Origin of the sequence: Methanobrevibacter sp., from assembly GCF_030539875.1 — an archaeon.
In the GTDB taxonomy this organism is placed as follows: domain Archaea; phylum Methanobacteriota; class Methanobacteria; order Methanobacteriales; family Methanobacteriaceae; genus Methanocatella.
Window position 1 is genome coordinate 35,655 of record NZ_JAUNXI010000011.1, and the last position, 25,855, is coordinate 61,509.

The following is a 25,855-nucleotide window of genomic DNA, read 5'->3' on the forward strand; positions in this document are numbered from 1 at the left end:
AGAAGATTTTCATCAGGGCTGAAAAACTAAAAGTATATTAATAGCATTAAACTAAAATTATAATATTATCATATTACTGAGTGATAATGCTATTATTTTCACATTCTATGTTACTAGTATTTATGGGCAATTTTAATACTAGGCAGCTGATAACATAGATTAATTAATTTAATACCCAGACAGTTAATAAGAGGTAATATAATGCAAAGATCAAGAGGATTAAAAAGTAGATCAAGAAAAAAAATGACTAAAACCCAAAGACCGGGTAGAACAAACCCAATTACTAATAGAATGCAAAGATTCGAAGAAGGAGACTTAGTCCACGTTACCATTAATCCAAGTATCCAAAAAGGACAGCCTGCTCCTAGATTCCATGGTAAAACTGGAAAAATCACTGGTCAAAAAGGTAAAGCTTACATCGTATCCTTAAAAGAAGGAAATAAAGCAAAAGAATTGATTGTAAGACCTGACCACCTAAAATTACAAAAATGATTTCTATGATTGGAAAAGAAATTATTGAAAGTGAACCGATTCATGGTGCCGAAGTAAAAAAAGTTCTTGAAGATTATTCACAAGACAATGAATTAACTTACGAACAGAACATTGCTTTAAATCACATTTCAAGATTTAAAAGATACTCACTTGAAGATTCACAGGAAATCTTTGAAAAGCTTCAAAGTGAATTTGATTTAAGAAGCAAGGTTGCAGCCCACATTGTTGACTTAGCACCAAAAGATTTAGCAGATTTAAGATTAATTTTTGCTAAAGAACCGGTGAAAATTGAAAATGAAACAATGGAAAAAATTCTTGAGTTCTTAGAACAATACAGTCTTGAAGAATAGTTTTTTACTATTCACTCTTTTTTTATTATTTTGACTATTCACCAAAGAAGCATTACAGGTATTTTTCAAAAGTTGCTTTTTGAGTTTTGCCAAAGGCCTTTTTTTATAATTTTATTATTAAAAACAGTTTTTTTAGATATCTTTATTATACTTAAAAAATAAAGTTATTAAATAGTTTACATTATATAGCTAATATAGCTTATAAAAACAATAGTGAGTGATAATGATGGTTGATAATAAAAAAAGAAATGAAAGAAAACCAACTATAAAAAAAGAACAATATGCAGTTGTTCTTGATTATCTAAGTCGTGGATATGTTAAGTCAGATATGTCTAAATTTGGCGGCAAACCTATTGCTCAAGCTATTGGTACAGAACAATTCACTTTACTCGAATTAACTCCTAAAAAAGGTGTCGATTTAGAAATACAAGACACTGTATACATCGGAAAAGGAGAAAGAGATAAAATATCAAGAGTACTTGGGAAATTAGATTTTGAAAGATTAACCGCAACAAGTAGAATCGAATTGGACTATGCGATTCGAGATATTGTTGAAGCAAATGAAGCTAAATATGTTGAATTTTTCAATACAACAGAGTCAGTTAGTACAAGGCTCCATACACTTGAATTGATTCCAGGAATCGGTAAAAAATACATGTGGGACATTATCAATGCTAGAGAAGAAAAACCTTTCGAAAGCTTTAAAGATATAACAGAAAGACTCCCGACATTAACTGATCCTGCAGGGATGATTGCAAATAGAGTTAAACAGGAACTAGATAGGAATGTTAGCAGAAGAGGTAAAAGTAAGTATTATATTTTTACACAAGCCCCAAGAGAACATAAAAATTCAAGATAAGTGATAAATTGAATAATGAACCTTCCCAATCCCTGTCTAAGGTGACTAAAAATATTTTAAACAAACATGGGATAAAGTTAAACAAAAATCTTGGTCAGAATTATTTAATTGATAAAAATAAACGAGACCAGATAATTAACTTTGGAAACATTAATAAAAATGATGTGGTCTTAGAAATTGGAACCGGGATAGGAACATTAACAATTGAACTTGCCAAAAAAGCTAAAAAGGTAATAGCTATCGAACAAGATGAAAATATCTCTAAAATATTAGCTAAACGACTTAAAGACGAAAAAATAGATAATGTAGAATTGATTAATGATGATGCCTTAAATGTTGAATTTCCGGAATTCAACAAAATCATATCTAATCTACCTTATCAAATTTCATCACCGATTACTTTTAAATTTTTAAATTATGATTTTGATCTGGCCATTCTTATGTATCAAAAAGAATTTGCCAGCCGTATGAATGGAAAGATAGGAACTAAAGACTACTCAAGACTTTCTGCAATGCTATATTTCAAATGCAATGTTGAAAAGCTAACAGACGTAAGTTCCGAAAGTTTTATTCCAAAACCAAAAATTGACTCGACCGTTGTTAAATTAACACCAAAAGAAAATAAAATTTCAGATGAGGATTTTGAAATTTACTCTAATTTCACAAAAGCACTATTCCAACATAGAAACAAAAAAATACGCAATGCTTTAATCGATTCCAGACACATTATAACAAGTCTTGATAAAAAAGAAATGAAAAAACTGATAAATGATGTTGAATCTGAAAAAATAAATGAATATCTCAAAAAAAGAGTGGTTGCAATTACTCCTGAAGAGATACTGTTTTTATCAAAAGAATTAAACTCAATCTTTATGAATTGATTACTATGAGCGATTTTATAATTAATATTGATGAAAATGTTTACATTCCAGCTGAAGACAGCTATTTATTAGCTGATAATCTAGAAATTAAGGAAGGACAAAGCGTTTTAGAAATCGGAACAGGATCGGGCATTGTTGCAATGTATGCTTCAAGACTGACAGATAAAATTACAGTGACAGATATTAATTTTGACGCTTGTGAACTTGCACGGAAAAACTTCAGGGAAAACAATATCAAGAATATTGAGATTTTGTTTGGAAATCTCTTTGAGCCTGTCAAAAATAGAAAGTTTGATGTAATTTTATTTAATACTCCATATCTGCCTACCGAAGATGGTGAAGTTTTTGATGACACTATAAATTATGCATTCGATGGTGGATTAGACGGCAGGAAAGTGATAGATGTTTTTTTAAATGAAGTGGGAAATCATTTAAATGATGGAGGAATTGTCCAGTTGATTCAGTCTTCACTATCTGGCAATGAAGAAACTTTGGAAAAATTAGACAGATTGGGTTTTGTTGCAGAAATCGCGAAAAAAGAGCACTTCTTTTTTGAAGACATTACATTAATCAATGCATATAAAATTTAAAAAGGAGAATTAAAATTCTCCGTCATAAACAAGCTCTGCCGGACCTTCCATGAAAGCTCCAAGAGCATCATCTTTTTCATATACTCCGAACTTCAAGTCTCCGCCAGGTAAATGAAGTAACACATCACTGCCAAATAAACCCAGTTTATAACCGGAAATTGCTGTAGAGGTTGCTCCGGTACCGCAAGCAAGTGTTACGCCTGCACCCCTCTCCCATGTAATCATTTTGCCTTCGTTTTTAGAGATTACTTCTACAAAATGCACATTGATTTTTTCGGGAAACACCTCATGTGCTTCAATAGCCGGACCGTATCTGTTAATGTCAATTTCATCCACATCATCAACAAAAATAATTGCATGAGGATTTCCAACGCTGATGGCTGTCAGGTTAAATGTTGTATCTAAAACTTCCAACTTGCCGTCTAAAAATTCATCCTCATCACTATCCATCGGAATTTCAGGAGTTTTAAATGTTGACAATCCCATGTCCACCTTAAATAAAACCGGTTCATCACCATCAAGGGTAATTTCGATTGTTTTAATTCCCGCTCTTGTTTCAACAGTCATTTTTTCCTGTTTTAAAATGCCTTTTCTGTAAACAAAATCTCCAAAACATCTTATGCCGTTTCCGCACATTTCAGCTTCGCTTCCATCTGGATTAAACATCCTATATCCGATATCCGCAACTTCAGAAGGTTCTACAAATAAAACACCATCCCCTCCTACACCGAAGTTTCTGTGGCATAACATCCTGCATGCTTCAGGCTTGTCCTCCTCAGAGATAACTTTTCCTTTTGTCTCATCAATTATTGGAAAGTCATTGCCTATTCCATGCATTTTTGAAAATTTTAATCCCTTTAATTCCATCATGTTATCAGCTTATTTTAAGTGTGGAGGAATTCTTTGTTTTGCGTATAAATCTTCAAAGGTTTCCCTTTCACGAACAAGAGAACATTTTCCATCAGTTACAAGGACTTCAGAAGCTAAAGGTCTTGAATTATAGTTTGAAGACATGGTAAAACCATATGCTCCCGCATTTAAAATACCCAATACATCCCCTTCTTTAACTTCAGGCATTAATCTGTCACGTGCAAACAGATCCCCAGACTCACAAACATTTCCTGCAATATCCACTTCCTGAGTGTTTTCAAGATCCATTCTGCTTGCATCAACAATATGGTGGTATGAATCATACATTGCAGGCCTTAAAAGTGTGTGGAAACCTGCATCCACACCGATGAATTTTCTGTAACTTTGTTTAATGCTGTTAACAGTTACTAAAAGAACGCTTGCATCCCCAACCAGATATCTGCCAGGTTCAAGATACATTGTAGGATTTCCCATGTCATATTGTTCTAATTTTTCCTTAAATAATCCGATATTGACCTGTGCAAATTTATCCAAATCAAGAAGGTTTTCTTCAGGAGTGTAAGGAATACCTACTCCTCCACCAAAATCAACAAATTCAAAATCGATTCCTGCTTCCTGATGAACTTTACCTGCAATATCCATAGTAGATTCAATAGCCAGTTTAAATGGTTCCGGATCTAAAATACCTGATCCGATATGAGAATGCATACCGATAGGGTTAAATCCTAATTCTTTTGCCATTTCATATACTTCAACAGCTTCGGATTCCATAATTCCAAATTTACTCATTACCCCTCCGGTAATACAGTGGTCGTGGTGCCCCGCACCTACCATCGGATTTACTCTAAATGATATTTTTAATCCTTCAGGATCAACAACACCCGCCAATCTTTTAAGTGCAGATACAGAGTCAATATTTAAAACTGCACCTTCATCATGGACAAATTTCAATTCATCATCGGTGATGTTATTGCCTGTAAATAATATCCTGTCTCCTGAAAATCCGAGCATTTTTGAAATATGGACTTCACCCGGAGAAACTGCGTCAACACAACAGCCTTCACTTTCTAAAATTTTCATTACTGCAAGGTTGGTGTTGGCTTTGCATGCATAGAATACTTTAAAATCAGAGTAATATTTTGAAAAAGTTGAGTAAAATCTATTATAGTTATCCCTTATTCTATTTTCATCGATTACATAAGTTGGAGTTCCAAATTCATCTGCAATGTCAATTGCATCTGCTCCACCAATATCCAAATGATTTTTATCATTGACTTTAATATTTAAATCCATAGTAAAAAAACTCCTAAAAAAGTTACATTATAGATTTAGTTATCTTTTTTAAGCTATTTAAAACTAATGAAGGAAATTTGTTTTCCGTTTAAATTAATTAATAGGAAATTAAAAATAAATACCAGGTGAGAAAATGAACAAATTTTTTGGTCTTACAGTCAGAGCCGTAATTAAAAATAATGACGGTGAAATTTTAATCCTCAAAAGACATCCCATGTCTAAGACAGACCCTGAAATGTGGGAACTTCCAGGAGGAAAAGTGGAAAATGGAGAAGAATTCACTACTGCACTAATTCGTGAAATAAAAGAAGAAACCAATCTTGATTGCAAAATAGGAGATTTTTATGAAGCTGTGCAGAACAATTACTCCCATAAAAGAACATTGCAGCTGGTGATGTATTTAGACAATGTAGAAGGCAACATCAAAATAAGTGAGGAGCACACAGAGTTTATGTGGGCAAACACAGATAAAATAAGAACACTTGAAATATCCAGTTCATTGAAAAAAACATTGGCAAAAAGGAATTGGGAAATCTAATCAACCATTTTTGCATCAGTTGCAATTAGATAACCTTCCCTGCATTTTGGACATAAGAAATACTCTTCATCAAATGAATGAAGATTTCCCCGGCAGCCGGGACAATTGTAATTGTAGTCAAACAGCAGAACTGTTAGGTCATGAGTATGCTGCTTAAGAATATATCTTATTGAATCCTCATCAATGTCATCCTGATTTTGCATTACAACGAATTTATTGATTTGTTTTTTACAGTCCTCACAGTAATAACCATAATACCGACCCCAAAAACTATATTCATTATTATTTACAAAATCATGAGCGTATGAATCTTCAATTATAAAATTACCTTGTTTATCAAATGCAAATTCTTTTTGTGATTTTAATTTCAGATTTTTTGAGCAATAAATGCAATTCTGAAACTTGTTGTCAAATTTGATAATCTTAAGACCGCAGCCATAATCTTCAATTATATTAATAATTTCTTCATTGCTCAATTTTGATGAATTTTCTGAAATTGAAAATTCCCTAACAGTGCTTTGACAGTCATAACAATAATATTCATAATAATAACCGCTGACCAATGCTTTTGACATCTCCCTAGAAGTCATCAGCACCAACATTGAAACACTGATTTCAAGATTTTTATCAATCCAGAATACTTCCAGATCATGAATATGTTCATAGCCGCAGACATCACATTCATATCTGATAAACTGACCCATACTAAAACCTATAATATTTCATCTAAAGCCTTGACAAAAACATCGATGTCTTCTTTAGTAATTATTAATGGAGGAACAAATCTTAAAACATTTCCGGCAGTGCAGTTAATTAAAAATCCTGCTTCCCTTAGTTTATCAACATATTCCGCACCAGGTTTAGTTAATTCCAAACCGATAATTAATCCTTTGCCCCTTACTTCAGAAATAATTTCTTTATCTAATTTTTTCAGTTCACCGATAAAGTAATCGCCGACTTCATTAACATTATCCAATATGCCATTATCAATGATTTCATCTAAAACAGCGTTTGCCGCCGCACACACAAGCGGTCCGCCACCAAATGTAGTTCCATGATCTCCAGGTACAAATGCACCAGCCACTTTTTCGGTTGCAAGAATTCCTCCCATAGGAACTCCTCCTCCGATACCTTTAGCCATTGTCATAATATCCGGCTTAACGCCGAATAATTCATGTGCAAATAATGTTCCGCATCTTCCAAATCCTGTTTGAACTTCATCTACAATAAAAACAATATCCTTCTCATTGCAGATTTTTTCAATTTCTTTTAAATAATCTGCATCCGGAACATTGACTCCTCCTTCACCCTGAATCGGTTCTACAATAATGGCTGCAGTATTTTCGGTTATTGCTTCTTTGATAGCTTCAATATCATTATACGGAACATTAATAAATCCTTTTGGCATTACCGCTTTAAATGGTTCGTGATATTCTTCATGTCCTGTTGCTGCAAGAGTCATTAATGTTCTTCCGTGGAACGAATCGACAGTAGAAATAATTTCACTTTTGCCTGTGTATTTTACGGCTAATTTTATAGCTCCCTCATTAGCCTCAGCACCGCTGTTTGCATAAAATATTCTATCAAATGCAGTTAAATCAATTAATTTTTTAGCATATAACAATGCAGGCTCATTATAATAAATACTTGAAATGTGAATGAGTTTTTCAGCTTGATCTTGTATGGCTTTTACAAGTTTTGGATGATTATGGCCTAATGCATTTACAGCAATCCCTGCAAACATGTCCAAATATTCATTTCCGTCAATGTCGGTAACTTTAACACCTTCACCATGGTCAAGAACGAGAGGTTGTCTTGTGAAAGTGTTTATGAAATAATCATCTTCAATTTTAATTAATTCGTGAGTATTCATTTTATCCTTCCATAAACTATTTAATCATTAATATTTATAGTATTAATGTTATTTAAAAATTAGGTGATAAAATGAAAGTCGCAATAATCAAAACCGATAAAGGGGATATTGAACTTGAATTATTCCCAAATGAAGCACCTGGAACTGTAGCAAACTTTGAAAAACTAATCAAAGAAGGATTTTATGACGGATTAACTTTCCACAGAGTCATCCCCAACTTTGTAATTCAAGGAGGATGTCCTGTTGGAAACGGTACTGGCGGACCTGGTTACACTATCAAATGTGAAACTGAAGGAAACCCTCACAGACACGGAACCGGTGCATTATCCATGGCACACGCTGGAAAAGATACTGGTGGAAGCCAATTCTTTATTACCCACTGCCCACAACCACACTTAGACGGAGTACACACCGTATTCGGTCAAGTTATCAAAGGTCAGGATGTTGTTGACGCCATTAAACAAGGCGATAAAATGAACAAAGTGACCGTAGAAGAAAGATAAACTTATCTTTCTCATTTTTATTTTACCAACATATTTTCAAAAAAGTTATTTCAAGAATTTAGAAAAATTTAATGCTGATTTTCACTACTTTTGATTTAATCCTTAAAGTTTTTAAAAACAGATTTGCAGACCTCACCTCAGAATTATAAAAACAGTTCCACCTATGATGAATATAATATGATAACGGTGCTGCCAAATAATACTTTCAGATATCAGATGTGAAAGGGATTAACATCAAATCAGAGTTTTCACTAAAACATAACCTCCTGCATCAACAATCATTGTAGGATATCGATATTCTGCAGTTATCCTTATTTTAGCTTATCCATTAAGCCCGATTTTCTTGCATAATGAAACATGTATAATTGAACATAACCTGCATTATTGCCAAATTCTTCCATTCCAAATTCCCTTACCTTAGAAACACTAATATCTGCACCGTCAAAGTACAAATATGATACAATACGTTTTATCCATACATCTGATGGAAACGCTTCCCTAAAGTTAAATCCATAAAGCAATATGCAATCGGCTACCTTTGGGCCTACACCCGGAACTTTTATGATGGTTTCAAATGCCTCGTCATAACTCATTTTCGGAATTTCTGAAAGGTCAATTTCAAGTGTAAAAAGTTCAGTTGCTTTTCTGATATATGGTGCCCTATATCCAACACCGCACTCTTTTAAATTGTTTTTACACTTGCAAATATCATCTGCATCTGTCAAGCCATATTCTTCATCATCATCTAAGAAGACCTTTTGAAGAGTTGAAATATCTGGAAACGTGTAAAATCCATTATATTCGCAACCCCATTTCTGTTTAATATCTGAAATTGACTTTGTCCAGCGTTTTATAGAATTATTTGCAGAACAAATCGAAGAAATAACACATTCAAATGGATTCGGGGCTAAAAATAGTCTTAAACCATTGCAAAACTCAGACATTTCAGCCAGTTCTGCATGATTTGATAAATATTTATAAAATTTATTTAAGTCAAAATTTAAATCATATACATGATTCAAACAGGAGATGGCGTCTTTTTGGGATATATCTCCAGCATAGTTAAAATCTAGAAATTCATCTGATTGTTTAACATCAAAAATAACAGGTTCGTTATTAACTAAAATAACTTCACTGTAGGAATCGTTCACTTTCTTCCAGGCAGGCTGTGATGTTTGGCCCGAAATTTGGGTTAATTCTAAATCGATTGGAGAATTTATTATCATAAACGAACAGCAACATTATTTTCTTTTAAGTATTCTTTTACTTCGCCGATGGAATACTGATTAAAGTGGAATATACTGGCTGCAAGTGCTGCACTAACATCAGTTTTTTCAAATACTTCAAGAATATCTTTTGGTTCACCAACACCGCCACTTGCAATAATCGGAATATCAACAGCGTCGTTAATAGCTTTATTTAAGTCTATATCATATCCATTTTGAGTTCCATCCCCATCCATACTTGTCAAAAGGATTTCACCAGCACCTAACTCCTGACATCTCTGTGCCCACTGAATTGCGTCAATGCCTGTAAACTCACGTCCGCCATAAATGCTTGAATCAAACCAGCAAAAACCCTTATCGGTTTCGACAACAGTTTTGTCAGGCACATCATCCGGATGTGAAACATATCTTCTTTTTGCATCAATTCCAATAACAACTGCCTGTGATCCGACAACTTTTGAAGCTTCTGTTAACAGTTCAGGATTTTTGATAGCTGCAGTGTTGGTGGAGCATTTATCGGCTCCTGCCCTAAGCATTTTAATATAATCTTCAACGCGTCTGATTCCACCGCCTACACAAATAGGCATGAATACATTTTCAGTCAATCTGTCAATAACATCCGCCATTGTAGCGCGCCTTTCATGTGATGCTGTAATGTCCAATACAACAATTTCATCAGCACCTTCCTCATAGTATCTTGTTGCAAGATCTACCGGGTTTCCGGCATATTTAATCTCTTTAAACTCAACGCCTTTTACAACCCTGCCTTCCGGAACTTGCAGGTCACAATCCAGACAGGGAATAATTCTTTTAGTTAACATTTTATCAAAAAAAAAAAAGATGTATTGTTTTTAAAAAAAAAAACAATATTAAGCTGAATATCTTAAAACGAAACATAAAATAGCTATAATAACTGTAGCTACAACAACATGTTCAGGAGAAAGTTTTGGTCCGAGACTTTCTTCATCAAAGTATCTTACTAAACCTGCACCTGTTTGAGGCATAGAAATCTTATCATTTTTTTTACCCATAATAATCTCCCATAATAATTAATAAATAATAATGCTTATACTTATTTTCTTTATAGTATATAAGTTTTAAATTTTTTCTTTCTTTATTACTTGAATATCACTGATTTTCGTATCAGGATATTGTCCATTTTCATCTTTTTCAACTGCTTTAACCATATCCCATACAGTGAGTAATGCCACACTTACACCAGTAATGGCTTCCATTTCAACACCGGTTTTGCCCAATGTGTTTACTGCACATGTAGCAATGATTTCATCATCTTTTACTTCAAAATCCAGTTCAATACCTGTTAATGCCAATGGATGGCAGAGGGGGATTATTGAAGAGGTATTTTTAACTGCTTGAATTCCTGCAATTTGAGCAGTTGTTAAAACATTTCCCTTTTTAATTTCTTCGTTTTGAATTAAATCAATTGTAGTTTTATCTAAGAATATGCTGCCCTTTGCAATAGCTCTTCTTTTTTGATCAGGTTTTTCACCTACTTCAACCATGTGCACTCCAGTTTCTGTTAAATGTGTAAATTTTTCTGCCATATTATCTATTTCTCACTTACTTCCATTACATCCAATTGCTGACAAATTGTCCCAACACCCAATATTTCACTTACATTTGGCTTGCTTCTTCCTTCATCGCCGGAAATCAATTCCTTAATATATAATCCTCCTTCTGTTTTAATAGTCAGACTAAAATGTTTATCGTCGATTATTTCATAAGATAAATCTAAAACATGTTTGATACGTGTTTTATCAGCACGTCTTCTCATTACTCTTAAAGGAGTTTGTTGATGAATTTCATCTAATTTTAGCAATTCATCAAGTTTTGATTCATCGAAGTTTTCATCACATTCGACTATTGCATTATAAATTTTATAAGCGTCGGGTGAAGACTGTTTGATTTCCGCTTTCCTGCTTCTTTTACATAAATGCAGGTTATGATAAGCGGTTTTACCTTCATTAATTTTATTTACATCCTCTTCTATTTTAGGCAAATCAATATTTCTTATTATAGGTTCCTTAATTTCCAATACAAATGGCCTTCCGGAACCCAGCATCAAAACATCAATGTCTTCACGACCCGCACCATGGAATTTAGCTTCCCTTCCTTTAGTTAAAGTCAATACATGCTCGGAAATTAGTTCTTCAACTGAATTAGGATATTGCTTTCCTGTGAAGTTGCACACTTCACATCCCCTTCCCTTACATTTGGTACATGGCCACTTAGTTTGCGGAATTCCTCTTTGGAATTTATTATATTTGCCTTCAATATATAACGGATTAATCTGAATTTTAACTTTCACATCACCTGTCAGGTTAATATTAAAAACAATGTCCTGATTTTCAAATCCTGCTTCTTTATCATAAATTTCCCAGATTCCAAGACCAATTAATCTGTTTATTTCTTTTTTTATGGTCTCAACTGTTAAATTGAATTTTTCAGACAGCGCATCATCACGCTCCTGGATGTCTTTAGGAATCTTTGAACCAACTAAAAATGTTTCAAATTCAATGCCTAGGTGATTGATTTTATCATCGATTTTCTTATATAGCTCATCATTAATTTTATCAAAGATATTATTGCAAATCACACAATCAACATCATCTAAATTAATATTTAGTTCATTGCAGACTTTATCTGCTCTTTCAATGTTATTGTTGCCTTCTATTGTTTTAGATAATTTGCGCCCAAGACAACTTTTACAGATTTTGCCGTCAGTTTCATCTAAAATTTGTTTTGCAAGCTCATACATGTTATCTATTCATAAATTGTCCCATCATACGGTTCATAGCACCGCCGCTTAAACGGCCGCCACGTTTTCCGATTCCTTTCATGGTCTTTTTAGTGTTATTATAATATTTTAAAAGTTCTTTTACATCACTTTCATCAACACCGGAACCTCTGGCGATTCTCTGAATGCGGGATTGTTTGATTATTTTTGGATTTAGCATCTCTTCTTCGGTCATGGAAGACATCATAATCTTGTAGGACTCAAGTTTTTCCTCAGTCATTTTAGAAGCTTCTTTTGGGATTTTATTTCCCATTCCCGGAATCATGTTTAAAACCTGTTGCATTGGCCCCATCTTATTCATCATTTCGAATTGGTTTTTCATATCCATCAATGTGAATTTACCGGTAAGCATATTGGTCATTGTTTTTTCTGCAATATCCTCATCAATATTTTCTTCAGCTTTTTCAATAAGGGATTTTATATCTCCCATACCAAGCAGTCTTGAAATAAATCTTTCAGGGTCAAATAATTCAAAGTCGTCAATTCTCTCACCAGTACCTATGAATTTAATTGGAGCACCGGTTTCTGCAACAGCAGACATTGCACCCCCACCTTTTGCAGAACCGTCTAATTTTGTAATAATGATTGACCCAATATCGGTGGCTTGTGAGAATGCTTTTGCCTGTTCGCCTGCTTGCTGACCTATTGTTCCATCAATGACTAAAATGGCTTCGTTCGGATTAATGATATCATCTAATTCATCCATCTCAGCAATTAAATCTTCTTCCTGTTTGTGCCTACCTGCAGTATCGAAAATAATGACTTTCCTATTTTTAAATTCCTGCAAACCTTTTCTAGCCAAATCAAGAGCATCCTTATTGTCAGGATCCCCATATAAAGGAACATCCATCTCTTCGGTTAATTGCTTTAATTGAACATAAGCTGCAGGCCTCCATGTGTCGGTACAGACTACAGCAGGGTTGAAACCTTTTTTTTGTAAGTATCTGCATAATTTACCGATGGTGGTTGTTTTACCACTACCCTGAAGACCCAAGAATAAAATTTTGTAAGGCCTTTCATTGATATCCAAACCAACAGTTTCACTGCCTAAAAGATTTACCATTTCCTCATAGATAATTGTTATAACATGTTCCCTTGGAGTAATTCCCTTTGGCGGTTCTTCTTCAAGAGACCTCTTTTCAATTTTTTTTGATAAATCTTGGACCAATTTAATATTAACGTCAGATTGAATTAAAGCACGTTGTATGTCTCTTACTATTTCTTTAATAGTTTTTTTATCAATAACAGACATCCCTACTAACTTTTTCATCGTATTAGTAAGATTTTCTCCTAAATTTCCAAGCATATTAATCACTTATAATAATTCTTAATTAACAAAACTATATAATAATATTAGGTTATATTTATAATTAATATGTTTTAATAATTTGTGTGTGAGATTATGTTAGAAGAAATAAAAAAATCTTTAGAAGCATCCCCAATTGTAAAAAAAGGTGATTATAACTATTTTGTAAATCCTATAAGCGATGGTATTCCAGCTATGGACCCAAAAATGCTTAGAGAATTAACATTATCAATTTATAAACATGCTGACTTAAATGTTGATAAAATTGTTGCTGTTGAATCTATGGGAATACATTTGGCTACTGCATTATCCCTTGCAACCGACATCCCATTTGTTATTGTCCGAAAGAGAGAATATGGTCTTGAAGGAGAAAGAAAGGTTAAGCAGAAAACCGGATACGGTTCATCAAACCTTTACATAAACGATATACACCCCGGTGAAAGGATTTTGCTCATTGACGATGTTGTAAGTACTGGTGGAACATTAATGGCTTTGTTAGAGACTTTGAAAGAATTAGACATAGAAATTAAAACTACTGTTGCCGTTATCGAAAAAGGCGAAGGCAAACACATCGTGGAAGAAAAAACAGGCATGAAAGTCCTATCCCTCGTTACATTAGATGTTATTGATGGAAAAGTAGTTATTCAAAAAACAATCGAAGATTAAAATGTCAATGTATGAAATGGATTTGGACAAGGCAATCCGTAAAATAAATTCAATTGATGCTCAAACTGTTGGACTTCAGTTTCCGGAAGGTTTAAAGATTCAGGCCATAAAAATAGCTAAGGAAATTGAAGAGGAAACCGATGCTACAGTCATCATATCAGGAGACCCGTGTTTTGGAGCTTGTGATGTTAGTGACTATAAAATGAAAGGTTCTGTCGATTTAATCATTCATTACGGACACACCCCACTTCCATTAAAATACAGCGTTCCAACATTGTTTATCGAAGCATTTTCAAATATAGATATTAAAAAAGACCTTGAAAAATCTTTAGAATACCTGAAAAACGATAATAGAATAGGACTTGTAACGACAACACAACACCTGCATCTTTTAAATGAAATAAAAGACTTCCTAGAAGATAATGGAAAAGAAGTGGTTCTGGGATCATCCAAATCAACCAGAAAGGGTCAGGTATTGGGATGTAACTTTTCATCCATAAAAGACTTGGATGTTGATGTTATCCTATTTATCGGCAGCGGAAATTTCCACCCTTTGGGGATTAAACTGTTTTCAAATACCCCAGTACTTGCTTTAGACCCATACAATAGTGAAATCAGAAGTATGGATGAATATGCAGATAAGATTTTAAGAATTAGATTTGCAAGAATTGTTAAGGCCCGCAGCGCTGAAAAATGGGGAATTCTAGTATCTACAAAAGAAGGCCAATACAGGATGGCATTGGCAAAGGAAATTAAAAAAATTCTAGAAGATGCAGATATGGAAGCTTACATCATTTTAGTGGATAATGTCTCACCAGATATTTTACTTCCATATTTAGAATTGGATGCTTTTGTTGTAAGCGCCTGTCCGAGAATTGCAATTGACGATTCGCAAATGTATAAAAAACCATTATTAACACCGCAGGAATTGGAAATTGTGTTAAACAAGCGTGAATGGGAAAATTATCAACTGGATGAAATCCTATTCCATGAACGTTATAAATAATATTTAAATATTAATATCAATATAATTATTATATTAAAGAAAGTTTTATAAACTCTTTATTTTGGTGATTTTAATATGAGTATAGAAAAAAAAACAATTGTAATGCCTGGAGATAAACTAGGAATTATCGAACAGTATCTTCCGGGAGTGGGTACTTATGATGACAATGGTGAAATCAAATCATCAGTACTTGGAAATGTTAAAATTAATCAAAAAATGAAGGTTATTTCTGTTGTGTCAGATGCCAAACCTGCTCTTTTAAAAGTTGGAGATATAGTATACGGCCAAATAACTGATTTAAAACCACAAAGAGCAAGCGTTAAAATCGAATGTATTAAAGATAATGGAAGGCCGTTAGCATTGCCTTACATGGGCGCAATACATATTTCACAAGCTAAAAAAGATTATTTGGAAAAATTATCCGATGCTTTTAGAATAGGAGACATTATTCAGGGAAAAGTTGTTAAAATTACTGGAGATAATGTCGATTTAGGTAGTATAGATGATGATTGTGGCGTGATAAAAGCTATGTGCACCCGTTGTAGAGATTTCATGCATACTACACAAAAAGAAAATGAACTTCAATGCAATACTTGTAATAAAAAAGAAAAACGTAAAGTATCTACAAACTACATTAATGGTTAATTAAGGTTGATAAAATGGAAAACTTTGAAATTATTGAAGATAAAACTTTAGAATTGACTTTTGTTGTAAAAGATGAAAGTCACGGAGTTTGCAACGCATTAAGACACATTTTAATGCAAAATCCTGATGTTGAATATGCTGTTTATAATATTGATCACCCTCTTACTGGAAAACCAGAAATGACTATTAAAACAAAAAGAGGCAAAAGACCAAGAAACGCATTGCAAAAGGCAGCAAAAGAACTCCAAAAAGAAAGTGCTGAATTTAAAAAACTTATTGATGAAGCTTTCGAGTAAGCTTCCAATATTACTTTTTTAGTGGTTTGATGGCAAAATACAAGATTCCATCCATAACAACCGATATTTTTATTTTTGATGAAAATTTTAATTTTATTTTAATTAAAAGAAAAAATAATCCTTATAAAAATCATTGGGCGTTACCTGGAGGATTTGTTGAGTACGGTGAATGTGTAGAAACTGCCGCAATAAGGGAAGCAAAAGAAGAAACAAACATTGACGTTGAACTAAAAGATTTAGTTAATGTTTACTCAAATCCCGACAGAGACCCAAGAGGACATACAATAACAATAGCATATACTGCAAAAGGGGATTTTAGTACTGGAAAAGCTGATAGTGATGCTTGTGATATTCATATATTTTCACCAGCCAAACTTGATGAAATCAATCTTGCTTTCGACCATGCGAAAATAATAAAAGACTGCTTAAATAAAGTTAAAAGTGAAAAATAATGGCATATATTTAAATAATTTAAAGAAAAAATTATTGTAATATATAAACTATAAGATTTAAAAGGGGGAAATTAAATGGATTTCTGTCCTAAATGTGGAGCAATGATGGGTCCTGTTGACGGAGTTTTGAAATGCAATAGTTGCGGATATTCAGAGGAAAAAACTATTGATGATGATAAATATAAAGTTTCAAAGAAAATTGAAGCAAAGGAAACTGTTAAAATGATGGGTGAAGATGTAGACGTCAACCCTAGAACAGAAGAAACCTGTCCTGAATGTGGAAACAACACTGCTACCTACAAATTATTACAAACTCGTAGTGCTGATGAAGCACCTACCCGTATTTTCAAATGTACAAAATGTAAGCATACCTGGAGAGCGTATGACTAATTGAGGGTTTTTTATGAAAGATTCTAAAGAAAAGGAACATAGAATTTCTAATTTAAAAGACTTGATAAACAACATTAAAGACGATAATGTTAAGTCTGATTTGCAGGAAGAGGATACTGAATTGATTAATTATTTTAATGAAGATCCTGTGGATTTTGATGCATTGGAAATAGATGACGAATTTATTTACCATCCTGATGAGGATAAAGATGATTCTGTGAATTTAGAAGAAATTCCTATCGATGAAGATTTCATAATAAAAACTCCAAAAGAAGAATTAGAAGAATCAGTCGAAATATCTGATTTTGAAGAAACAGAAGACGTTATGGGTGACTTAAGCGAAAACTTCGATTACTTTGTTAACGCCAAAATAGGAAAAACACCTATTTTGGCAATTATTAGTTCAATATTGGGCGTTATATTCGTAATAACCTCCATTTTCATTTTCGAATCCAGAAGTGATAGAGTAATAGATAATGTGGCCTCCGGTGAAACAAACGTTGCTTTTGTTATAGTCCTTGCAATGGGAATTTTATTGTTACTCTACGGAATATACAGAATATTCAATATGAAAAATCCAATCGCTTCAATAACAAACAGCATCAATGATGTTGATTTAAAAGACGAAAAAGAAAAAGACACAGTTTTAAAGGAAGAAACTGAAAAAATCATTCCTAAAAGCAATATCCCCCTAGATAAAGAATCCTACAAAATAGGGGAATTTAACATAGGTGATTTGAAAAATAAATTTAAAAAACCAACTCCTTCTAAAGAATCTCCCCTCGAAGAAGAAGAAATTGATGACATTCCTCCGGCTAAAAAGAAAGATGAAGACAAAAAAGAATTGACTGCTGAAGAAATTGAAGATATTGAATACAAACAAACACAGCTCGATTCTGAAAGTATCGACGATATTTTTGCTGAAGTAGAAGATATTGATGAGATATCCGCTGATTCTAAAAAAGATAAATAATAATATTTTGTTTTTTGGGCCTGTAGTCTAGTCAGGAATGACGCAGGACTTCGGATCCTGAGATCGGGGGTTCAAATCCCTCCAGGTCCGTTAATTTTAAAGTCTTACAATAGCTTCCTTGAAAAAGTCAGGAATTAAAGATCTATACATCGGACTTTTGAATAACATGTTAATATCGCTGTCAATAATGTAAGTGTAGCAGGAATCATCTTCTGCCCTCATTCCACGACCATATGCCTGCATTAAAGTCATTACAGTTTTATATGCATACCATTTCTTATCACGTTTCATCCTCATATTAACCTGCTTATCTCCAAGATATGGGAAAGGCATTTTATAAATAACTTGAAATCTACACTTATCATATGGCAAATCCACACCTTCACCCATAGATGGTGAAACCAAAACCAAAGGATTTTCATCTTTTTCAAAGAAATCCAAAATCTGTTCCCTGTTTTTTGATGTATGGGAAATTAGCCTTGAATTGTATAGATTGTTAGTAATATATTGTTGACATTTGTAACTGTGCGTGTGAATTAGACCCTTATCCCCCTCATGTTTTTTTAATATCTCCTGCAAAATAGGGATTGTTTTTGGAGCGGTGTTTTTAATCCTGTTTGCAGACATTTTTCCGGCTAAATTAAGAATAATAGGTCTTTTTTCCTTTGTAAAAGGACTGTCAACTTTTATATGATAAACCTCATTTGGATTTAATCCCAGCCATTTGGAAAACATTTTATGAGACAAAATAGTTGCACTCATAAAAATGACAACATCCCCATATTTCAACAAGTTATTTTTGGCGTAATGATGAACTCTTAATGGTTTAAATGTGACGCCTGACTCTTCTGCATCGATTACCCAGTTTCCAGGTTCTTTGTCAAGGCTATTTTTAAGAGATTTTAATCTGGAAATAGTTGACCTGATTCTGTCGGCTTTATTTTTACTTACATCCTTTAAATCGATATCTTCATAAGAATCCCTGATTGCTTCAATTTCCATTTTCCAGTCTTCAAGTTCACCATCCTTTAAGGTTTCAGGTGAAATTCTCTTGTTAATATCATTTTCAAGAGTCCTATTATACAATGTAACCTCCATTGTAGACATTAATTTATTTTCAATATTGTGGGCCTCATCTAAAATGAGCAAGGAACGGGTTCCGAAATGTTTAACATAATTAAGCTCAACGATTGCATAATCATAATTCATTAAAGTAATTGGGGAATTGACAGCATTGGCTTTCTGATTCCAATAATGGCAATGTCCGCTAGACTGATAAAATACTGTTCCACCAGATGAGTCTTCAAAAGCCAATTCTGCATCCAATGTTGGGTTTTTGGCAACGCCGTACGGGCAGAAAAACTTACTTGAGGTAGGTGTTGTTTTACAAGCGCCCATATCACAACTTGACTCCAGATTATCCTGCAGGCAGGCAAAATTGCCCCTTCCCTTAACCAATGGGAATTGAAATTCGTTGGAATACTGTGACTGCAACTGTTTTGTCATGGTTAAAATGTAGGCAGATTCATACATTTTAGCAAGTGTTGTAGCTATTGCAGATTTGCCGATACCTGTTCCTGCTTCCAGTATTATGTATTTATAACCTTTCTTTATTGCATCATTAATATTTTGAATAATCTCAAGTTGACCCTCTCTAGGCTCATCAAATGGAAAGTTTTCAATTATCTCATCATCAATATTAGGATGTAGCTCTTTTATATAAGCTGCAGTTCCTTCATCAAGTTTATAATCATCTACCGAATACACTTCAGGAATCTCATCATCCAGAATTGACGAGCTGCGAGGTTTTGAAAAACTGAATAAATTTGTTGAAGCTTTTGATTCCTTTCTAGGATATTTTCCGCAAGTACAATTACTTTTTAACATTCCGCAATTTGGACAAAACATAGAATTTGACATTAAACATATATTAGATAGGTATAATATAAATAAATTATAGAAAGAGCATTTGCAAAATAACAAACAAAACAAAGAATTGTAAATTAAAGTGATTATATGGTAAAAAAAGGAAAATTAATAGGAATTGGTGTTGGACCTGGAGATACTGAATTATTAACTTTAAAAGCTGCAAAGGTTTTAAAGACTGTCCCTGTGGTTTTTTCACCAAAATCATCTAAAGAAAAAGAAAGTATTGCATTGTCTATTGTTAGACCTGTCCTTAAAGAAAGAAAAGATTATAAAAAAGTAATGATTGTTGAACCTATTTTTCCTATGATTGAAAATAAAGAAGAACTTAAAAAAGTATGGAAAAGTGCATCTGAACTGATTGCACAATATCTCAACACAGGAAGAGATGTTGCATTTATTACACTTGGAGATACTTCAATATTCAGCACTTATTCTTATGTTCAAAAAATATTAAAAGATGAATACGAAATAGAAACTATTCCTGGAATCACATCATTTACTGCATGTGCCGCTACTAAAAATGAAGCATTGGTGGAGCAAAATGAAATATTGACTATTGTTCCGAAAATCGATGACAGACTAAAACAGGTTTTAGAATACAGTGATTCCGTTGTTCTTATGAAAGCATCAAGAAACACTTCCAAACTTGAATCAAAAATTGAAAACGACAAAAGGAAAAAAGAGATTTATTCAGTGCAGAACTGCACCCGTGAAAATGAAAAAATAATTGAAGGATTTTCTCACGAAAAACCCTACCTTACAACAACCGTCATAAAATTTAGAGATGATTAATAAGTTTTTATGCTTTGAGGCTCTATCTCAAACATACACTTCTGATCACCCATTGTATAACATTGAGTTTCAATAACCCTTACAGGTAGATTGAAGAATAGTGTGAATAAACCTTCAAAAATCCCTGTGTCTAAAAAACAGGCAGGTTTTCCTGTTTTTGGAAGTAATTCACATTCAAAGCAGTCATAGGTTGTGACTTTAATTGTTTGACCTATCTCAAAGGTCAGTCTACCTAAACCTTTATTTTCCCAAAAATTAGCTAAATTATTCATAAACACTTCCAAATCATCATCATATAGTTTATAAAAAAGGGATTTGCCGATTTGATTTCCTGTTGATTGTAAAATCGGATCAATATTGATTCCTTCTTGAATAAGCATTGCTTTTAAGGTGTGGAACAGTAAAGTTGAAAATTGAGCCTCTTCATCAACAATGTGTTTTATCAAATAATCCGATTGAGTCTCTTCAATTTTTTTAGGTTCGGTAATGTTTACAGAACCTATAAATTTAGAATTTAGGTAGAATATTTTTTTTCTATTATCAGCAGGATTGACCCTATAAGAAATGATTCCAGTTTCTCTTAAACTTTTCAAGTGAACTGAAACTGTAGATTTGGATTTTCCGACATTACTAACAATTTCATCGAATTCCATGTCTCTGTCCCTAAGCATTTCAAGAATTATGAGTTTTACCGGACTTTTTATAACATTAATACCAAATTTTTCATTTAAGTCTGAAAATATTTGAATAGGTTTTTGTTCGTTCATAGCTGCCCCCCAGAATGTATAGATATATATGATAAGTATTAGTTAATAAATATAACTATTTCATATAAATTAAACAAAATTATAAAAAATGTATAAAATAATTATACAAAAACAAAAAATAAAAATAAAAATAATACGAACTGTTCGTTTAAATCATAAAAAAAATTTCCGATGATAATAATTTTCAGGTGCTAAAAACACAGATGCATAATTTATTTTTTGATAAATGAATCTTTGAATTTTAGTGGATTTGCCAAATAATGCTTTGAATTCACGTTGGGCTAAAATGTTTAATAAATACACAGATGTTTTTTTAAATTCAACCATAGTTACTTGTCATCTTTTTTTCTTCAACTACTGTAAGCTAAGATTTACAGACAATATGGAATTCTAACTGAATATACATATACCTACGGTTTTCATCACTAAAAATTCGATTAAAGGTTTTTCTTTAAATAATAAAATTCATATAAATACGAACAATAGTATAAAACTTATAAAAAAGTTCCGATGATTACAAATTCCATCATTAAAACTCTGATAGCGAATTTATTTTTTGGCAATTATAAATTTTTGGAGGTTGTTCAAAATCTTGATTTTTATTATGCAAATAAGTCACATAATATAATGCAAAGTTGCACAACAATTATATGAAGCCTAGACTTATTGATGAATGGCAGATGGCTCCTATTTTATGGGATGCAATGAGAAATAGTGTTGATGAACTTCATGAAGATGGATTATACATCCTGACAGGTTCAACTACCATTGATGAAGCGGAAATAATGCATACCGGCACAGGTAGAATCCACAGAGTTCTTATAAGAACAATGAGCCTTTATGAAAGCAGTGAATCAAATGGTAAAATTTCAATTTTAGAACAATTTAAAAATCCTGATATGAATATCAATGGCATTAGTTCTGATTTAAATGTTAACGATGTAATCTTTGCTGCATGTAGAGGAGGTTGGCCTGAAAGTTTAAATAAAAAATCCGAAAAGGCACAACTGTTCGTGGCAAAGTCTTATGTGAAAAACATTTGTGAAATCAATGTGTCCTCCTTTGATGATGTTAAACGTGACCCCCAAAAAGTAAGGAAAATATTGAAATCATATTCCAGAAACATTTCCACATTAGCGTCAAACTCAACTATTCTAGCAGACATAAATTCTGAACTTAGTATCAGTAAAAATACCCATTATAATTATACCAATGCGTTAAAGAGACTATTTGTCATAGAGGATGTTCCGGCATGGTCTCCAAACATACGATCCAAAAGTCAGATCAACACCTAAAAAAGAATTTATCGACCCGTCAATTGCAGTTGCTTCTCTAGGTTTATCTCCGCAAAGCCTAATAGATGATTTGAACACATTCTGTTTTATTTTTGAAACATTATGCATCAGGGACTTAAGAATTTATACAAGTGAGAAATTGGGAGAAATTTCTTACTATAGGGATAGAAATGGTTTAGAAGCTGATTGTGTAATACATTTAGAAAATGGAGATTATGCTTTGATTGAATTTAAACTTGGCAGTGCTGAAATAGAAAAAGGAGCTAAAAACTTATTAAAATTAAAAAATTTGTTAAAAGAGAGGAAATTCAAAGAACCTAAATTTTTAGCAGTTATTACAGGGGGCAAATTCGCTTATACCACAGAAGATGATGTAAAAGTAATTCCAATAGGCTGCCTACGTTGATATAAAGACTAGAGGTACTAACAGATACAACTTCGGCAATGTCGGGTCAATCGGAGGAGAAGATGGATATCATAGCATATGACCCAAGCCGGATACTCAGATATCACAGAAGAGGAATACATAAGAGAAAACAATAATATCCAGTCACCATTATCTGAGGATATGCTGATTGAACAAGGAAAAAATCAGCAATGCAAACCCTATTAACTTTCATATTCCCATTGTTCTGGATGGATGCGCCGGCAAAATTAGTGGGATATTTCGCAAGAGTATTCACTAAAGGATTCAAATACGACTAGGAGGATGGAAGTCCGGCTACAATGAAAACAATGGATGTGGCAAATTTCTTAATTAGTGCAGGAAGTAACTATGAAGATTTAAAAAATGATGGGAAACTAAAAGCATTAGAAACAATATTCATAAGACCGTATGCTGGAAAAACCAAAAAAAAACTAATATCCACATATTTGATGAAACCTCTTATCATAAATAACTAATATTAAATAATCGTGAAAATTATAAGTTGAAATCTAAAATAGGCAAAAATACAAACTAATCTTATTTTATGGTTTGAAACGAATGTTTACGAACAATTCGTATGAAACGTATGATATAGTTCGCAGCCTTATCAATTTGAACCACAAAAACTCTACTAAAAAATTTATTCTAATTAATTATAAACTTTTTGAAAGTCATTTTAAACCGTGAATTTGATTAAATAAATCATCATTAACATTAATGGCTAGAATATTGAAAATAAGAGTTAAAAAACCTATATCAAGAAGTTTTAAAAATTAACATGTGATGTGGATGTTAAAAAAAGAAATGTGTTAACATAATGTTAACATAATTTAAATTTCATAAACTTTTGGAGGCTCTCCGGAAAAGTCAGCAATGGTTGCTTTACCTTCTTTAATGGTAAATACTTCAAATATCGGATTGTCACCGGATTCATATAATGTCTTTACAAGATCATTTGCATCAATTACCTTTTGCTTGATTTCCAAATCATCGACGAATTCCACTTTTCCGGCAATTCTGAGCCATTGGAATTCGGGAGTGGCTGCAGTCATTTCAAAGTTAGGGTTTGCATCCAATTCCTTGTACATTGGCTTTTGGTTGCTGGTACAGAAGTATGGTTTATCATCTTCTGCAAAGTAGAATAGTATAGGCCTTACTTTTGCGTTTCCATCAAGTCCTATAGTTGCGAGATATTGCTGAGGGTTTTCAGTTAAGAATTTGATTACATCTTTCATTTATATCACCTTAATTTATTAATACTAAATCGTTTTATTTTATTTAGTATTAATTATAAATTAGTTTTATGGCAAATATAAGCTTTTTGTTACTTTAAAGTTACTAATAATTGATTATAGCGTTTAGTTACTTTTACGTAACTAAAATTTTATTAATAATCGCCAATAGATAAATTCATATCCAAATGGAAAAGTGATATTATGGCTAAATTCGAAAGCAATTACTGTCCAGTAAACGAAACCTTAAAAATCATCAGCGGAAAATGGCACTTTCTAATCATTAGGGATCTGTTCTTCGGCAAAAAAAGATTCAAAGAATTCAAGGAGGATAAACCTAAATTAAGCAATAAGGTTTTAACCGAATGCTTAAAAGATTTGGAATCAAATGGACTGATTTCAAAAACCAATATGGATGACTCCAAAATAACAGAATATTGCCTGACTGAAGAAGGAAAAAGAATGAATAGAATCCTTTATGAACTGGCCATATTCACTTTAAAAAAAGATGATTCCGCAACAGATGCCGAATCTGATGAATTTATAAAGATTTTTAAAGACACATTAGATATTGATTAAATTATTCGACTAAGGAGAATTAGATGAGTAGAGAAGAACAACTTGATTTTCTAATTAATTATTTGATTGATGAGAGAAATGAAACTATTGAAATTCCAAAAGACTACAAAGCTAAAAGAAATCTGCTTCGCTCTTTAATGAATGTAAGAATGCCCTTAAAAATTTCAGACGAATTTTTAAAAGTTCAGGATGATTTCTTAACTGCCGAAACATTAGGAAAAGATTTGACTTCAGTTGAGGATATAACTGATGTCAACGGCAAAATCATGCTTTGGCAGGGAGATATTGTAACTTTGAAAGTTGACGGGATTGTCAATGCGGCAAATTCAAAATTATTAGGTTGTTTTATTCCCCTTCACAATTGCATTGACAACCTGATTCACTCAGTAGCCGGATTGCAGCTCAGAGAGGAATGCAACAGCATGATGCAGCTACAAGGACACGACGAAGAAGTGGGCAAAGCCAAAATCACAAGTGCCTATAATCTGCCTTCAAAATATGTGATTCATACTGTTGGCCCCGCAATCCCTCATGACTCAAAACCTTCCAAAAGCGATTGTGAAGCATTAGAGAATTGCTATAGGTCTTGTTTGGAAATTGCAAGTGAAAATAATTTAGAGTCATTGGCATTTTGTGGCATTTCAACTGGAGTGTTTAATTTTCCACAGGATTTGGCGGCTAAAATAGCTACTGATACCGTTAGAGAGTATTTGAATTCAAATAAAACCAGTTTGAAGCATGTGATTTTTGACGTGTTTTCAGATGAAAGCTATACAACATATAAGGATTTATTGTTTTAGGAGAAAA

The 25,855-nt window shown here is 32.9% G+C and carries 33 protein-coding genes, 1 tRNA gene and 1 pseudogene; 22 read left to right on the forward strand and 13 right to left on the reverse strand.

Annotated elements, in window-relative coordinates:
* The first annotated feature begins 201 nt into the window (after nt 1-201).
* From Q4Q16_RS05605 to Q4Q16_RS05625, 5 genes are all read left to right on the forward strand, one after another.
* The gene (locus Q4Q16_RS05605; protein WP_303346744.1) at nt 202-492 is read left to right on the forward strand and encodes a 50S ribosomal protein L21e; all 291 of its coding nucleotides are present in this window, start codon (nt 202-204) and stop codon (nt 490-492) included.
* Entirely contained in the window at nt 489-842 is a 354-nt protein-coding gene (locus Q4Q16_RS05610; protein WP_303346745.1) for an RNA polymerase Rpb4 family protein, read from the forward strand. The genes Q4Q16_RS05605 and Q4Q16_RS05610 overlap by 4 nt, the downstream gene beginning before the upstream one ends.
* Nucleotides 843-1,068: 226 nt before the next feature.
* Nucleotides 1,069-1,701 (forward strand): DUF655 domain-containing protein, encoded by a 633-nt coding sequence (locus tag Q4Q16_RS05615; RefSeq protein ID WP_303346746.1) that lies wholly within the window; start codon nt 1,069-1,071, stop codon nt 1,699-1,701.
* An 8-nt stretch (nt 1,702-1,709) separates the two neighbouring features.
* On the forward strand, nt 1,710-2,582 hold the full coding sequence (gene rsmA, locus Q4Q16_RS05620; RefSeq protein WP_303346747.1) for a 16S rRNA (adenine(1518)-N(6)/adenine(1519)-N(6))-dimethyltransferase RsmA: 873 nt from the start codon (nt 1,710-1,712) through the stop codon (nt 2,580-2,582).
* A 5-nt stretch (nt 2,583-2,587) separates the two neighbouring features.
* Nucleotides 2,588-3,172, forward strand: coding sequence for a HemK2/MTQ2 family protein methyltransferase (locus Q4Q16_RS05625; RefSeq protein ID WP_303346748.1), 585 nt, complete (start codon nt 2,588-2,590; stop codon nt 3,170-3,172).
* 9 nt (nt 3,173-3,181) lie between these two features.
* Here Q4Q16_RS05625 and dapF read toward each other — a convergent pair whose 3' ends face one another.
* Nucleotides 3,182-4,039 (reverse strand): diaminopimelate epimerase, encoded by an 858-nt coding sequence (dapF, locus tag Q4Q16_RS05630; RefSeq protein WP_303346780.1) that lies wholly within the window; start codon nt 4,037-4,039, stop codon nt 3,182-3,184.
* Between the two features lie 12 nt (nt 4,040-4,051).
* Nucleotides 4,052-5,335 (reverse strand): diaminopimelate decarboxylase, encoded by a 1,284-nt coding sequence (gene lysA, locus Q4Q16_RS05635; protein ID WP_303346749.1) that lies wholly within the window; start codon nt 5,333-5,335, stop codon nt 4,052-4,054.
* 133 nt (nt 5,336-5,468) lie between these two features.
* Between lysA and Q4Q16_RS05640 the strand changes: the two genes are divergently transcribed.
* Nucleotides 5,469-5,873, forward strand: coding sequence for an NUDIX domain-containing protein (locus tag Q4Q16_RS05640; RefSeq protein ID WP_303346750.1), 405 nt, complete (start codon nt 5,469-5,471; stop codon nt 5,871-5,873).
* Here the strand turns inward: Q4Q16_RS05640 and Q4Q16_RS05645 are convergent.
* Together Q4Q16_RS05645 and Q4Q16_RS05650 are read right to left on the reverse strand one after the other, a co-directional pair.
* Nucleotides 5,870-6,577, reverse strand: a complete 708-nt coding sequence (locus Q4Q16_RS05645) for a hypothetical protein (protein WP_303346751.1) — start codon at nt 6,575-6,577, stop codon at nt 5,870-5,872. The genes Q4Q16_RS05640 and Q4Q16_RS05645 overlap by 4 nt on opposite strands.
* An 8-nt stretch (nt 6,578-6,585) precedes the next feature.
* Nucleotides 6,586-7,746: an acetylornithine transaminase gene (locus Q4Q16_RS05650; RefSeq protein ID WP_303346752.1), complete on the reverse strand. Its 1,161-nt coding sequence runs from the start codon at nt 7,744-7,746 to the stop codon at nt 6,586-6,588.
* Between the two features lie 71 nt (nt 7,747-7,817).
* On the opposite strand from Q4Q16_RS05650, the gene Q4Q16_RS05655 reads away from it, so the two are divergent.
* Nucleotides 7,818-8,249 carry a peptidylprolyl isomerase gene (locus tag Q4Q16_RS05655; RefSeq protein WP_303346753.1) on the forward strand — a complete coding sequence of 144 codons (432 nt, stop codon included), beginning with the start codon at nt 7,818-7,820 and terminating at the stop codon, nt 8,247-8,249.
* Nucleotides 8,250-8,560: 311 nt separating this feature from the next.
* Here Q4Q16_RS05655 and Q4Q16_RS05660 read toward each other — a convergent pair whose 3' ends face one another.
* The 6 genes from Q4Q16_RS05660 to Q4Q16_RS05685 all read right to left on the reverse strand — a co-directional run bounded on the left by Q4Q16_RS05660 (nt 8,561) and on the right by Q4Q16_RS05685 (nt 13,605).
* Nucleotides 8,561-9,475: a DNA glycosylase gene (locus tag Q4Q16_RS05660; RefSeq protein ID WP_303346754.1), complete on the reverse strand. Its 915-nt coding sequence runs from the start codon at nt 9,473-9,475 to the stop codon at nt 8,561-8,563.
* The gene (hisF, locus tag Q4Q16_RS05665; protein WP_303346755.1) at nt 9,472-10,296 is read right to left on the reverse strand and encodes an imidazole glycerol phosphate synthase subunit HisF; all 825 of its coding nucleotides are present in this window, start codon (nt 10,294-10,296) and stop codon (nt 9,472-9,474) included. The genes Q4Q16_RS05660 and hisF overlap by 4 nt, the downstream gene beginning before the upstream one ends.
* 48 nt (nt 10,297-10,344) lie before the next feature.
* Nucleotides 10,345-10,506, reverse strand: coding sequence for a preprotein translocase subunit Sec61beta (locus Q4Q16_RS05670; RefSeq protein WP_303346756.1), 162 nt, complete (start codon nt 10,504-10,506; stop codon nt 10,345-10,347).
* 66 nt (nt 10,507-10,572) lie between these two features.
* The gene (gene moaC / locus Q4Q16_RS05675) at nt 10,573-11,040 is read right to left on the reverse strand and encodes a cyclic pyranopterin monophosphate synthase MoaC (RefSeq protein WP_303346757.1); all 468 of its coding nucleotides are present in this window, start codon (nt 11,038-11,040) and stop codon (nt 10,573-10,575) included.
* 5 nt (nt 11,041-11,045) lie between these two features.
* Nucleotides 11,046-12,263 carry a tRNA pseudouridine(54/55) synthase Pus10 gene (locus tag Q4Q16_RS05680; RefSeq protein ID WP_303346781.1) on the reverse strand — a complete coding sequence of 406 codons (1,218 nt, stop codon included), beginning with the start codon at nt 12,261-12,263 and terminating at the stop codon, nt 11,046-11,048.
* The gene (locus Q4Q16_RS05685) at nt 12,256-13,605 is read right to left on the reverse strand and encodes a signal recognition particle protein Srp54 (protein ID WP_303346782.1); all 1,350 of its coding nucleotides are present in this window, start codon (nt 13,603-13,605) and stop codon (nt 12,256-12,258) included. Before Q4Q16_RS05685 ends, Q4Q16_RS05680 begins: the two co-directional genes overlap by 8 nt.
* 90 nt (nt 13,606-13,695) lie before the next feature.
* On the opposite strand from Q4Q16_RS05685, the gene hpt reads away from it, so the two are divergent.
* The 8 genes from hpt (at nt 13,696) to Q4Q16_RS05725 (ending at nt 18,117) form a co-directional block, all read left to right on the forward strand.
* Nucleotides 13,696-14,265 (forward strand): hypoxanthine/guanine phosphoribosyltransferase, encoded by a 570-nt coding sequence (gene hpt, locus Q4Q16_RS05690; protein WP_303346758.1) that lies wholly within the window; start codon nt 13,696-13,698, stop codon nt 14,263-14,265.
* A gap of 1 nt (nt 14,266) precedes the next feature.
* Nucleotides 14,267-15,271, forward strand: a complete 1,005-nt coding sequence (dph2, locus tag Q4Q16_RS05695) for a diphthamide biosynthesis enzyme Dph2 (RefSeq protein WP_303346759.1) — start codon at nt 14,267-14,269, stop codon at nt 15,269-15,271.
* Nucleotides 15,272-15,346: 75 nt separating this feature from the next.
* Nucleotides 15,347-15,916, forward strand: a complete 570-nt coding sequence (locus tag Q4Q16_RS05700; protein ID WP_303346760.1) for an exosome complex RNA-binding protein Csl4 — start codon at nt 15,347-15,349, stop codon at nt 15,914-15,916.
* 14 nt (nt 15,917-15,930) lie between these two features.
* Nucleotides 15,931-16,212: a DNA-directed RNA polymerase subunit L gene (locus Q4Q16_RS05705; RefSeq protein ID WP_303346761.1), complete on the forward strand. Its 282-nt coding sequence runs from the start codon at nt 15,931-15,933 to the stop codon at nt 16,210-16,212.
* Between the two features lie 29 nt (nt 16,213-16,241).
* Nucleotides 16,242-16,664 carry an NUDIX hydrolase gene (locus Q4Q16_RS05710; RefSeq protein WP_303346762.1) on the forward strand — a complete coding sequence of 141 codons (423 nt, stop codon included), beginning with the start codon at nt 16,242-16,244 and terminating at the stop codon, nt 16,662-16,664.
* Nucleotides 16,665-16,739: 75 nt separating this feature from the next.
* Nucleotides 16,740-17,054, forward strand: coding sequence for a transcription factor S (locus Q4Q16_RS05715; RefSeq protein WP_303346763.1), 315 nt, complete (start codon nt 16,740-16,742; stop codon nt 17,052-17,054).
* A gap of 13 nt (nt 17,055-17,067) precedes the next feature.
* A complete protein-coding gene (locus Q4Q16_RS05720) occupies nt 17,068-18,027 on the forward strand; it encodes a topoisomerase IV (protein WP_303346764.1) in 960 nt (319 codons plus the stop codon).
* Between the two features lie 16 nt (nt 18,028-18,043).
* Nucleotides 18,044-18,117 (forward strand) — tRNA-Arg (locus Q4Q16_RS05725).
* A gap of 6 nt (nt 18,118-18,123) precedes the next feature.
* On the opposite strand, the gene Q4Q16_RS05730 is transcribed toward Q4Q16_RS05725, so the two are convergent.
* Nucleotides 18,124-19,947: a helicase C-terminal domain-containing protein gene (locus tag Q4Q16_RS05730; protein WP_303346765.1), complete on the reverse strand. Its 1,824-nt coding sequence runs from the start codon at nt 19,945-19,947 to the stop codon at nt 18,124-18,126.
* Between the two features lie 96 nt (nt 19,948-20,043).
* Between Q4Q16_RS05730 and cobI the strand changes: the two genes are divergently transcribed.
* Entirely contained in the window at nt 20,044-20,748 is a 705-nt protein-coding gene (cobI, locus tag Q4Q16_RS05735; RefSeq protein WP_303346766.1) for a precorrin-2 C(20)-methyltransferase, read from the forward strand.
* On the opposite strand, the gene Q4Q16_RS05740 is transcribed toward cobI, so the two are convergent.
* Entirely contained in the window at nt 20,745-21,515 is a 771-nt protein-coding gene (locus tag Q4Q16_RS05740) for a V4R domain-containing protein (protein WP_303346767.1), read from the reverse strand. The two genes, cobI and Q4Q16_RS05740, sit on opposite strands and share 4 nt — an antisense overlap.
* Nucleotides 21,516-22,168: 653 nt before the next feature.
* Here Q4Q16_RS05740 and Q4Q16_RS09280 point away from each other — a divergent pair.
* The 4 genes and pseudogenes from Q4Q16_RS09280 to Q4Q16_RS05760 form a co-directional block, all read left to right on the forward strand.
* Nucleotides 22,169-23,216, forward strand: a pseudogene (locus Q4Q16_RS09280) (ATP-binding protein); the annotation flags it as partial.
* Nucleotides 23,217-23,294: 78 nt separating this feature from the next.
* A complete protein-coding gene (locus Q4Q16_RS05755) occupies nt 23,295-23,423 on the forward strand; it encodes a hypothetical protein (protein ID WP_303346770.1) in 129 nt (42 codons plus the stop codon).
* 23 nt (nt 23,424-23,446) lie between these two features.
* On the forward strand, nt 23,447-23,515 hold the full coding sequence (locus Q4Q16_RS09285) for a hypothetical protein (protein ID WP_368660213.1): 69 nt from the start codon (nt 23,447-23,449) through the stop codon (nt 23,513-23,515).
* Between the two features lie 21 nt (nt 23,516-23,536).
* Complete coding sequence (locus tag Q4Q16_RS05760; RefSeq protein ID WP_303346771.1) at nt 23,537-23,713, forward strand: hypothetical protein; 177 nt, start codon at nt 23,537-23,539, stop codon at nt 23,711-23,713.
* Nucleotides 23,714-24,067: 354 nt separating this feature from the next.
* Here Q4Q16_RS05760 and Q4Q16_RS05765 read toward each other — a convergent pair whose 3' ends face one another.
* The gene (locus Q4Q16_RS05765; RefSeq protein ID WP_303346772.1) at nt 24,068-24,472 is read right to left on the reverse strand and encodes a pyridoxamine 5'-phosphate oxidase family protein; all 405 of its coding nucleotides are present in this window, start codon (nt 24,470-24,472) and stop codon (nt 24,068-24,070) included.
* Between the two features lie 201 nt (nt 24,473-24,673).
* Here Q4Q16_RS05765 and Q4Q16_RS05770 point away from each other — a divergent pair, with 201 nt between their 5' ends.
* Together Q4Q16_RS05770 and Q4Q16_RS05775 are read left to right on the forward strand one after the other, a co-directional pair.
* Nucleotides 24,674-25,048 carry a helix-turn-helix domain-containing protein gene (locus tag Q4Q16_RS05770; RefSeq protein ID WP_303346773.1) on the forward strand — a complete coding sequence of 125 codons (375 nt, stop codon included), beginning with the start codon at nt 24,674-24,676 and terminating at the stop codon, nt 25,046-25,048.
* A gap of 23 nt (nt 25,049-25,071) precedes the next feature.
* Nucleotides 25,072-25,848, forward strand: coding sequence for a protein-ADP-ribose hydrolase (locus Q4Q16_RS05775; protein ID WP_303346774.1), 777 nt, complete (start codon nt 25,072-25,074; stop codon nt 25,846-25,848).
* Nucleotides 25,849-25,855: the final 7 nt, after the last annotated feature.

Excerpts from the sequence above, each read along its gene's own strand:
- Q4Q16_RS05625 (WP_303346748.1), top strand. The coding sequence starts at position 2,588 with ATGAGCGATTTTATAATTAATATTGATGAAAATGTTTACATTCCAGCT.
- Q4Q16_RS05615 (WP_303346746.1), top strand. The coding sequence starts at position 1,069 with ATGGTTGATAATAAAAAAAGAAATGAAAGAAAACCAACTATAAAAAAA.
- Q4Q16_RS05645 (WP_303346751.1), bottom strand. The coding sequence starts at position 6,577 with ATGGGTCAGTTTATCAGATATGAATGTGATGTCTGCGGCTATGAACAT.
- Q4Q16_RS05755 (WP_303346770.1), top strand. The coding sequence starts at position 23,295 with ATGACCCAAGCCGGATACTCAGATATCACAGAAGAGGAATACATAAGA.
- Q4Q16_RS05640 (WP_303346750.1), top strand. The coding sequence starts at position 5,469 with ATGAACAAATTTTTTGGTCTTACAGTCAGAGCCGTAATTAAAAATAAT.
- Q4Q16_RS05770 (WP_303346773.1), top strand. The coding sequence starts at position 24,674 with ATGGCTAAATTCGAAAGCAATTACTGTCCAGTAAACGAAACCTTAAAA.
- lysA (WP_303346749.1), bottom strand. The coding sequence starts at position 5,335 with ATGGATTTAAATATTAAAGTCAATGATAAAAATCATTTGGATATTGGT.
- Q4Q16_RS05740 (WP_303346767.1), bottom strand. The coding sequence starts at position 21,515 with ATGAACGAACAAAAACCTATTCAAATATTTTCAGACTTAAATGAAAAA.
- dph2 (WP_303346759.1), top strand. The coding sequence starts at position 14,267 with ATGTCAATGTATGAAATGGATTTGGACAAGGCAATCCGTAAAATAAAT.
- hpt (WP_303346758.1), top strand. The coding sequence starts at position 13,696 with ATGTTAGAAGAAATAAAAAAATCTTTAGAAGCATCCCCAATTGTAAAA.
- Q4Q16_RS05610 (WP_303346745.1), top strand. The coding sequence starts at position 489 with ATGATTTCTATGATTGGAAAAGAAATTATTGAAAGTGAACCGATTCAT.
- Q4Q16_RS05710 (WP_303346762.1), top strand. The coding sequence starts at position 16,242 with ATGGCAAAATACAAGATTCCATCCATAACAACCGATATTTTTATTTTT.
- moaC (WP_303346757.1), bottom strand. The coding sequence starts at position 11,040 with ATGGCAGAAAAATTTACACATTTAACAGAAACTGGAGTGCACATGGTT.
- Q4Q16_RS05730 (WP_303346765.1), bottom strand. The coding sequence starts at position 19,947 with ATGTCAAATTCTATGTTTTGTCCAAATTGCGGAATGTTAAAAAGTAAT.
- Q4Q16_RS05660 (WP_303346754.1), bottom strand. The coding sequence starts at position 9,475 with ATGATAATAAATTCTCCAATCGATTTAGAATTAACCCAAATTTCGGGC.
- Q4Q16_RS05655 (WP_303346753.1), top strand. The coding sequence starts at position 7,818 with ATGAAAGTCGCAATAATCAAAACCGATAAAGGGGATATTGAACTTGAA.
- Q4Q16_RS05760 (WP_303346771.1), top strand. The coding sequence starts at position 23,537 with ATGAAAACAATGGATGTGGCAAATTTCTTAATTAGTGCAGGAAGTAAC.
- Q4Q16_RS05670 (WP_303346756.1), bottom strand. The coding sequence starts at position 10,506 with ATGGGTAAAAAAAATGATAAGATTTCTATGCCTCAAACAGGTGCAGGT.
- Q4Q16_RS05715 (WP_303346763.1), top strand. The coding sequence starts at position 16,740 with ATGGATTTCTGTCCTAAATGTGGAGCAATGATGGGTCCTGTTGACGGA.
- Q4Q16_RS05720 (WP_303346764.1), top strand. The coding sequence starts at position 17,068 with ATGAAAGATTCTAAAGAAAAGGAACATAGAATTTCTAATTTAAAAGAC.
- Q4Q16_RS05650 (WP_303346752.1), bottom strand. The coding sequence starts at position 7,746 with ATGAATACTCACGAATTAATTAAAATTGAAGATGATTATTTCATAAAC.
- Q4Q16_RS05700 (WP_303346760.1), top strand. The coding sequence starts at position 15,347 with ATGAGTATAGAAAAAAAAACAATTGTAATGCCTGGAGATAAACTAGGA.
- dapF (WP_303346780.1), bottom strand. The coding sequence starts at position 4,039 with ATGGAATTAAAGGGATTAAAATTTTCAAAAATGCATGGAATAGGCAAT.
- cobI (WP_303346766.1), top strand. The coding sequence starts at position 20,044 with ATGGTAAAAAAAGGAAAATTAATAGGAATTGGTGTTGGACCTGGAGAT.
- Q4Q16_RS05775 (WP_303346774.1), top strand. The coding sequence starts at position 25,072 with ATGAGTAGAGAAGAACAACTTGATTTTCTAATTAATTATTTGATTGAT.
- Q4Q16_RS05765 (WP_303346772.1), bottom strand. The coding sequence starts at position 24,472 with ATGAAAGATGTAATCAAATTCTTAACTGAAAACCCTCAGCAATATCTC.
- Q4Q16_RS05605 (WP_303346744.1), top strand. The coding sequence starts at position 202 with ATGCAAAGATCAAGAGGATTAAAAAGTAGATCAAGAAAAAAAATGACT.
- Q4Q16_RS05705 (WP_303346761.1), top strand. The coding sequence starts at position 15,931 with ATGGAAAACTTTGAAATTATTGAAGATAAAACTTTAGAATTGACTTTT.
- hisF (WP_303346755.1), bottom strand. The coding sequence starts at position 10,296 with ATGTTAACTAAAAGAATTATTCCCTGTCTGGATTGTGACCTGCAAGTT.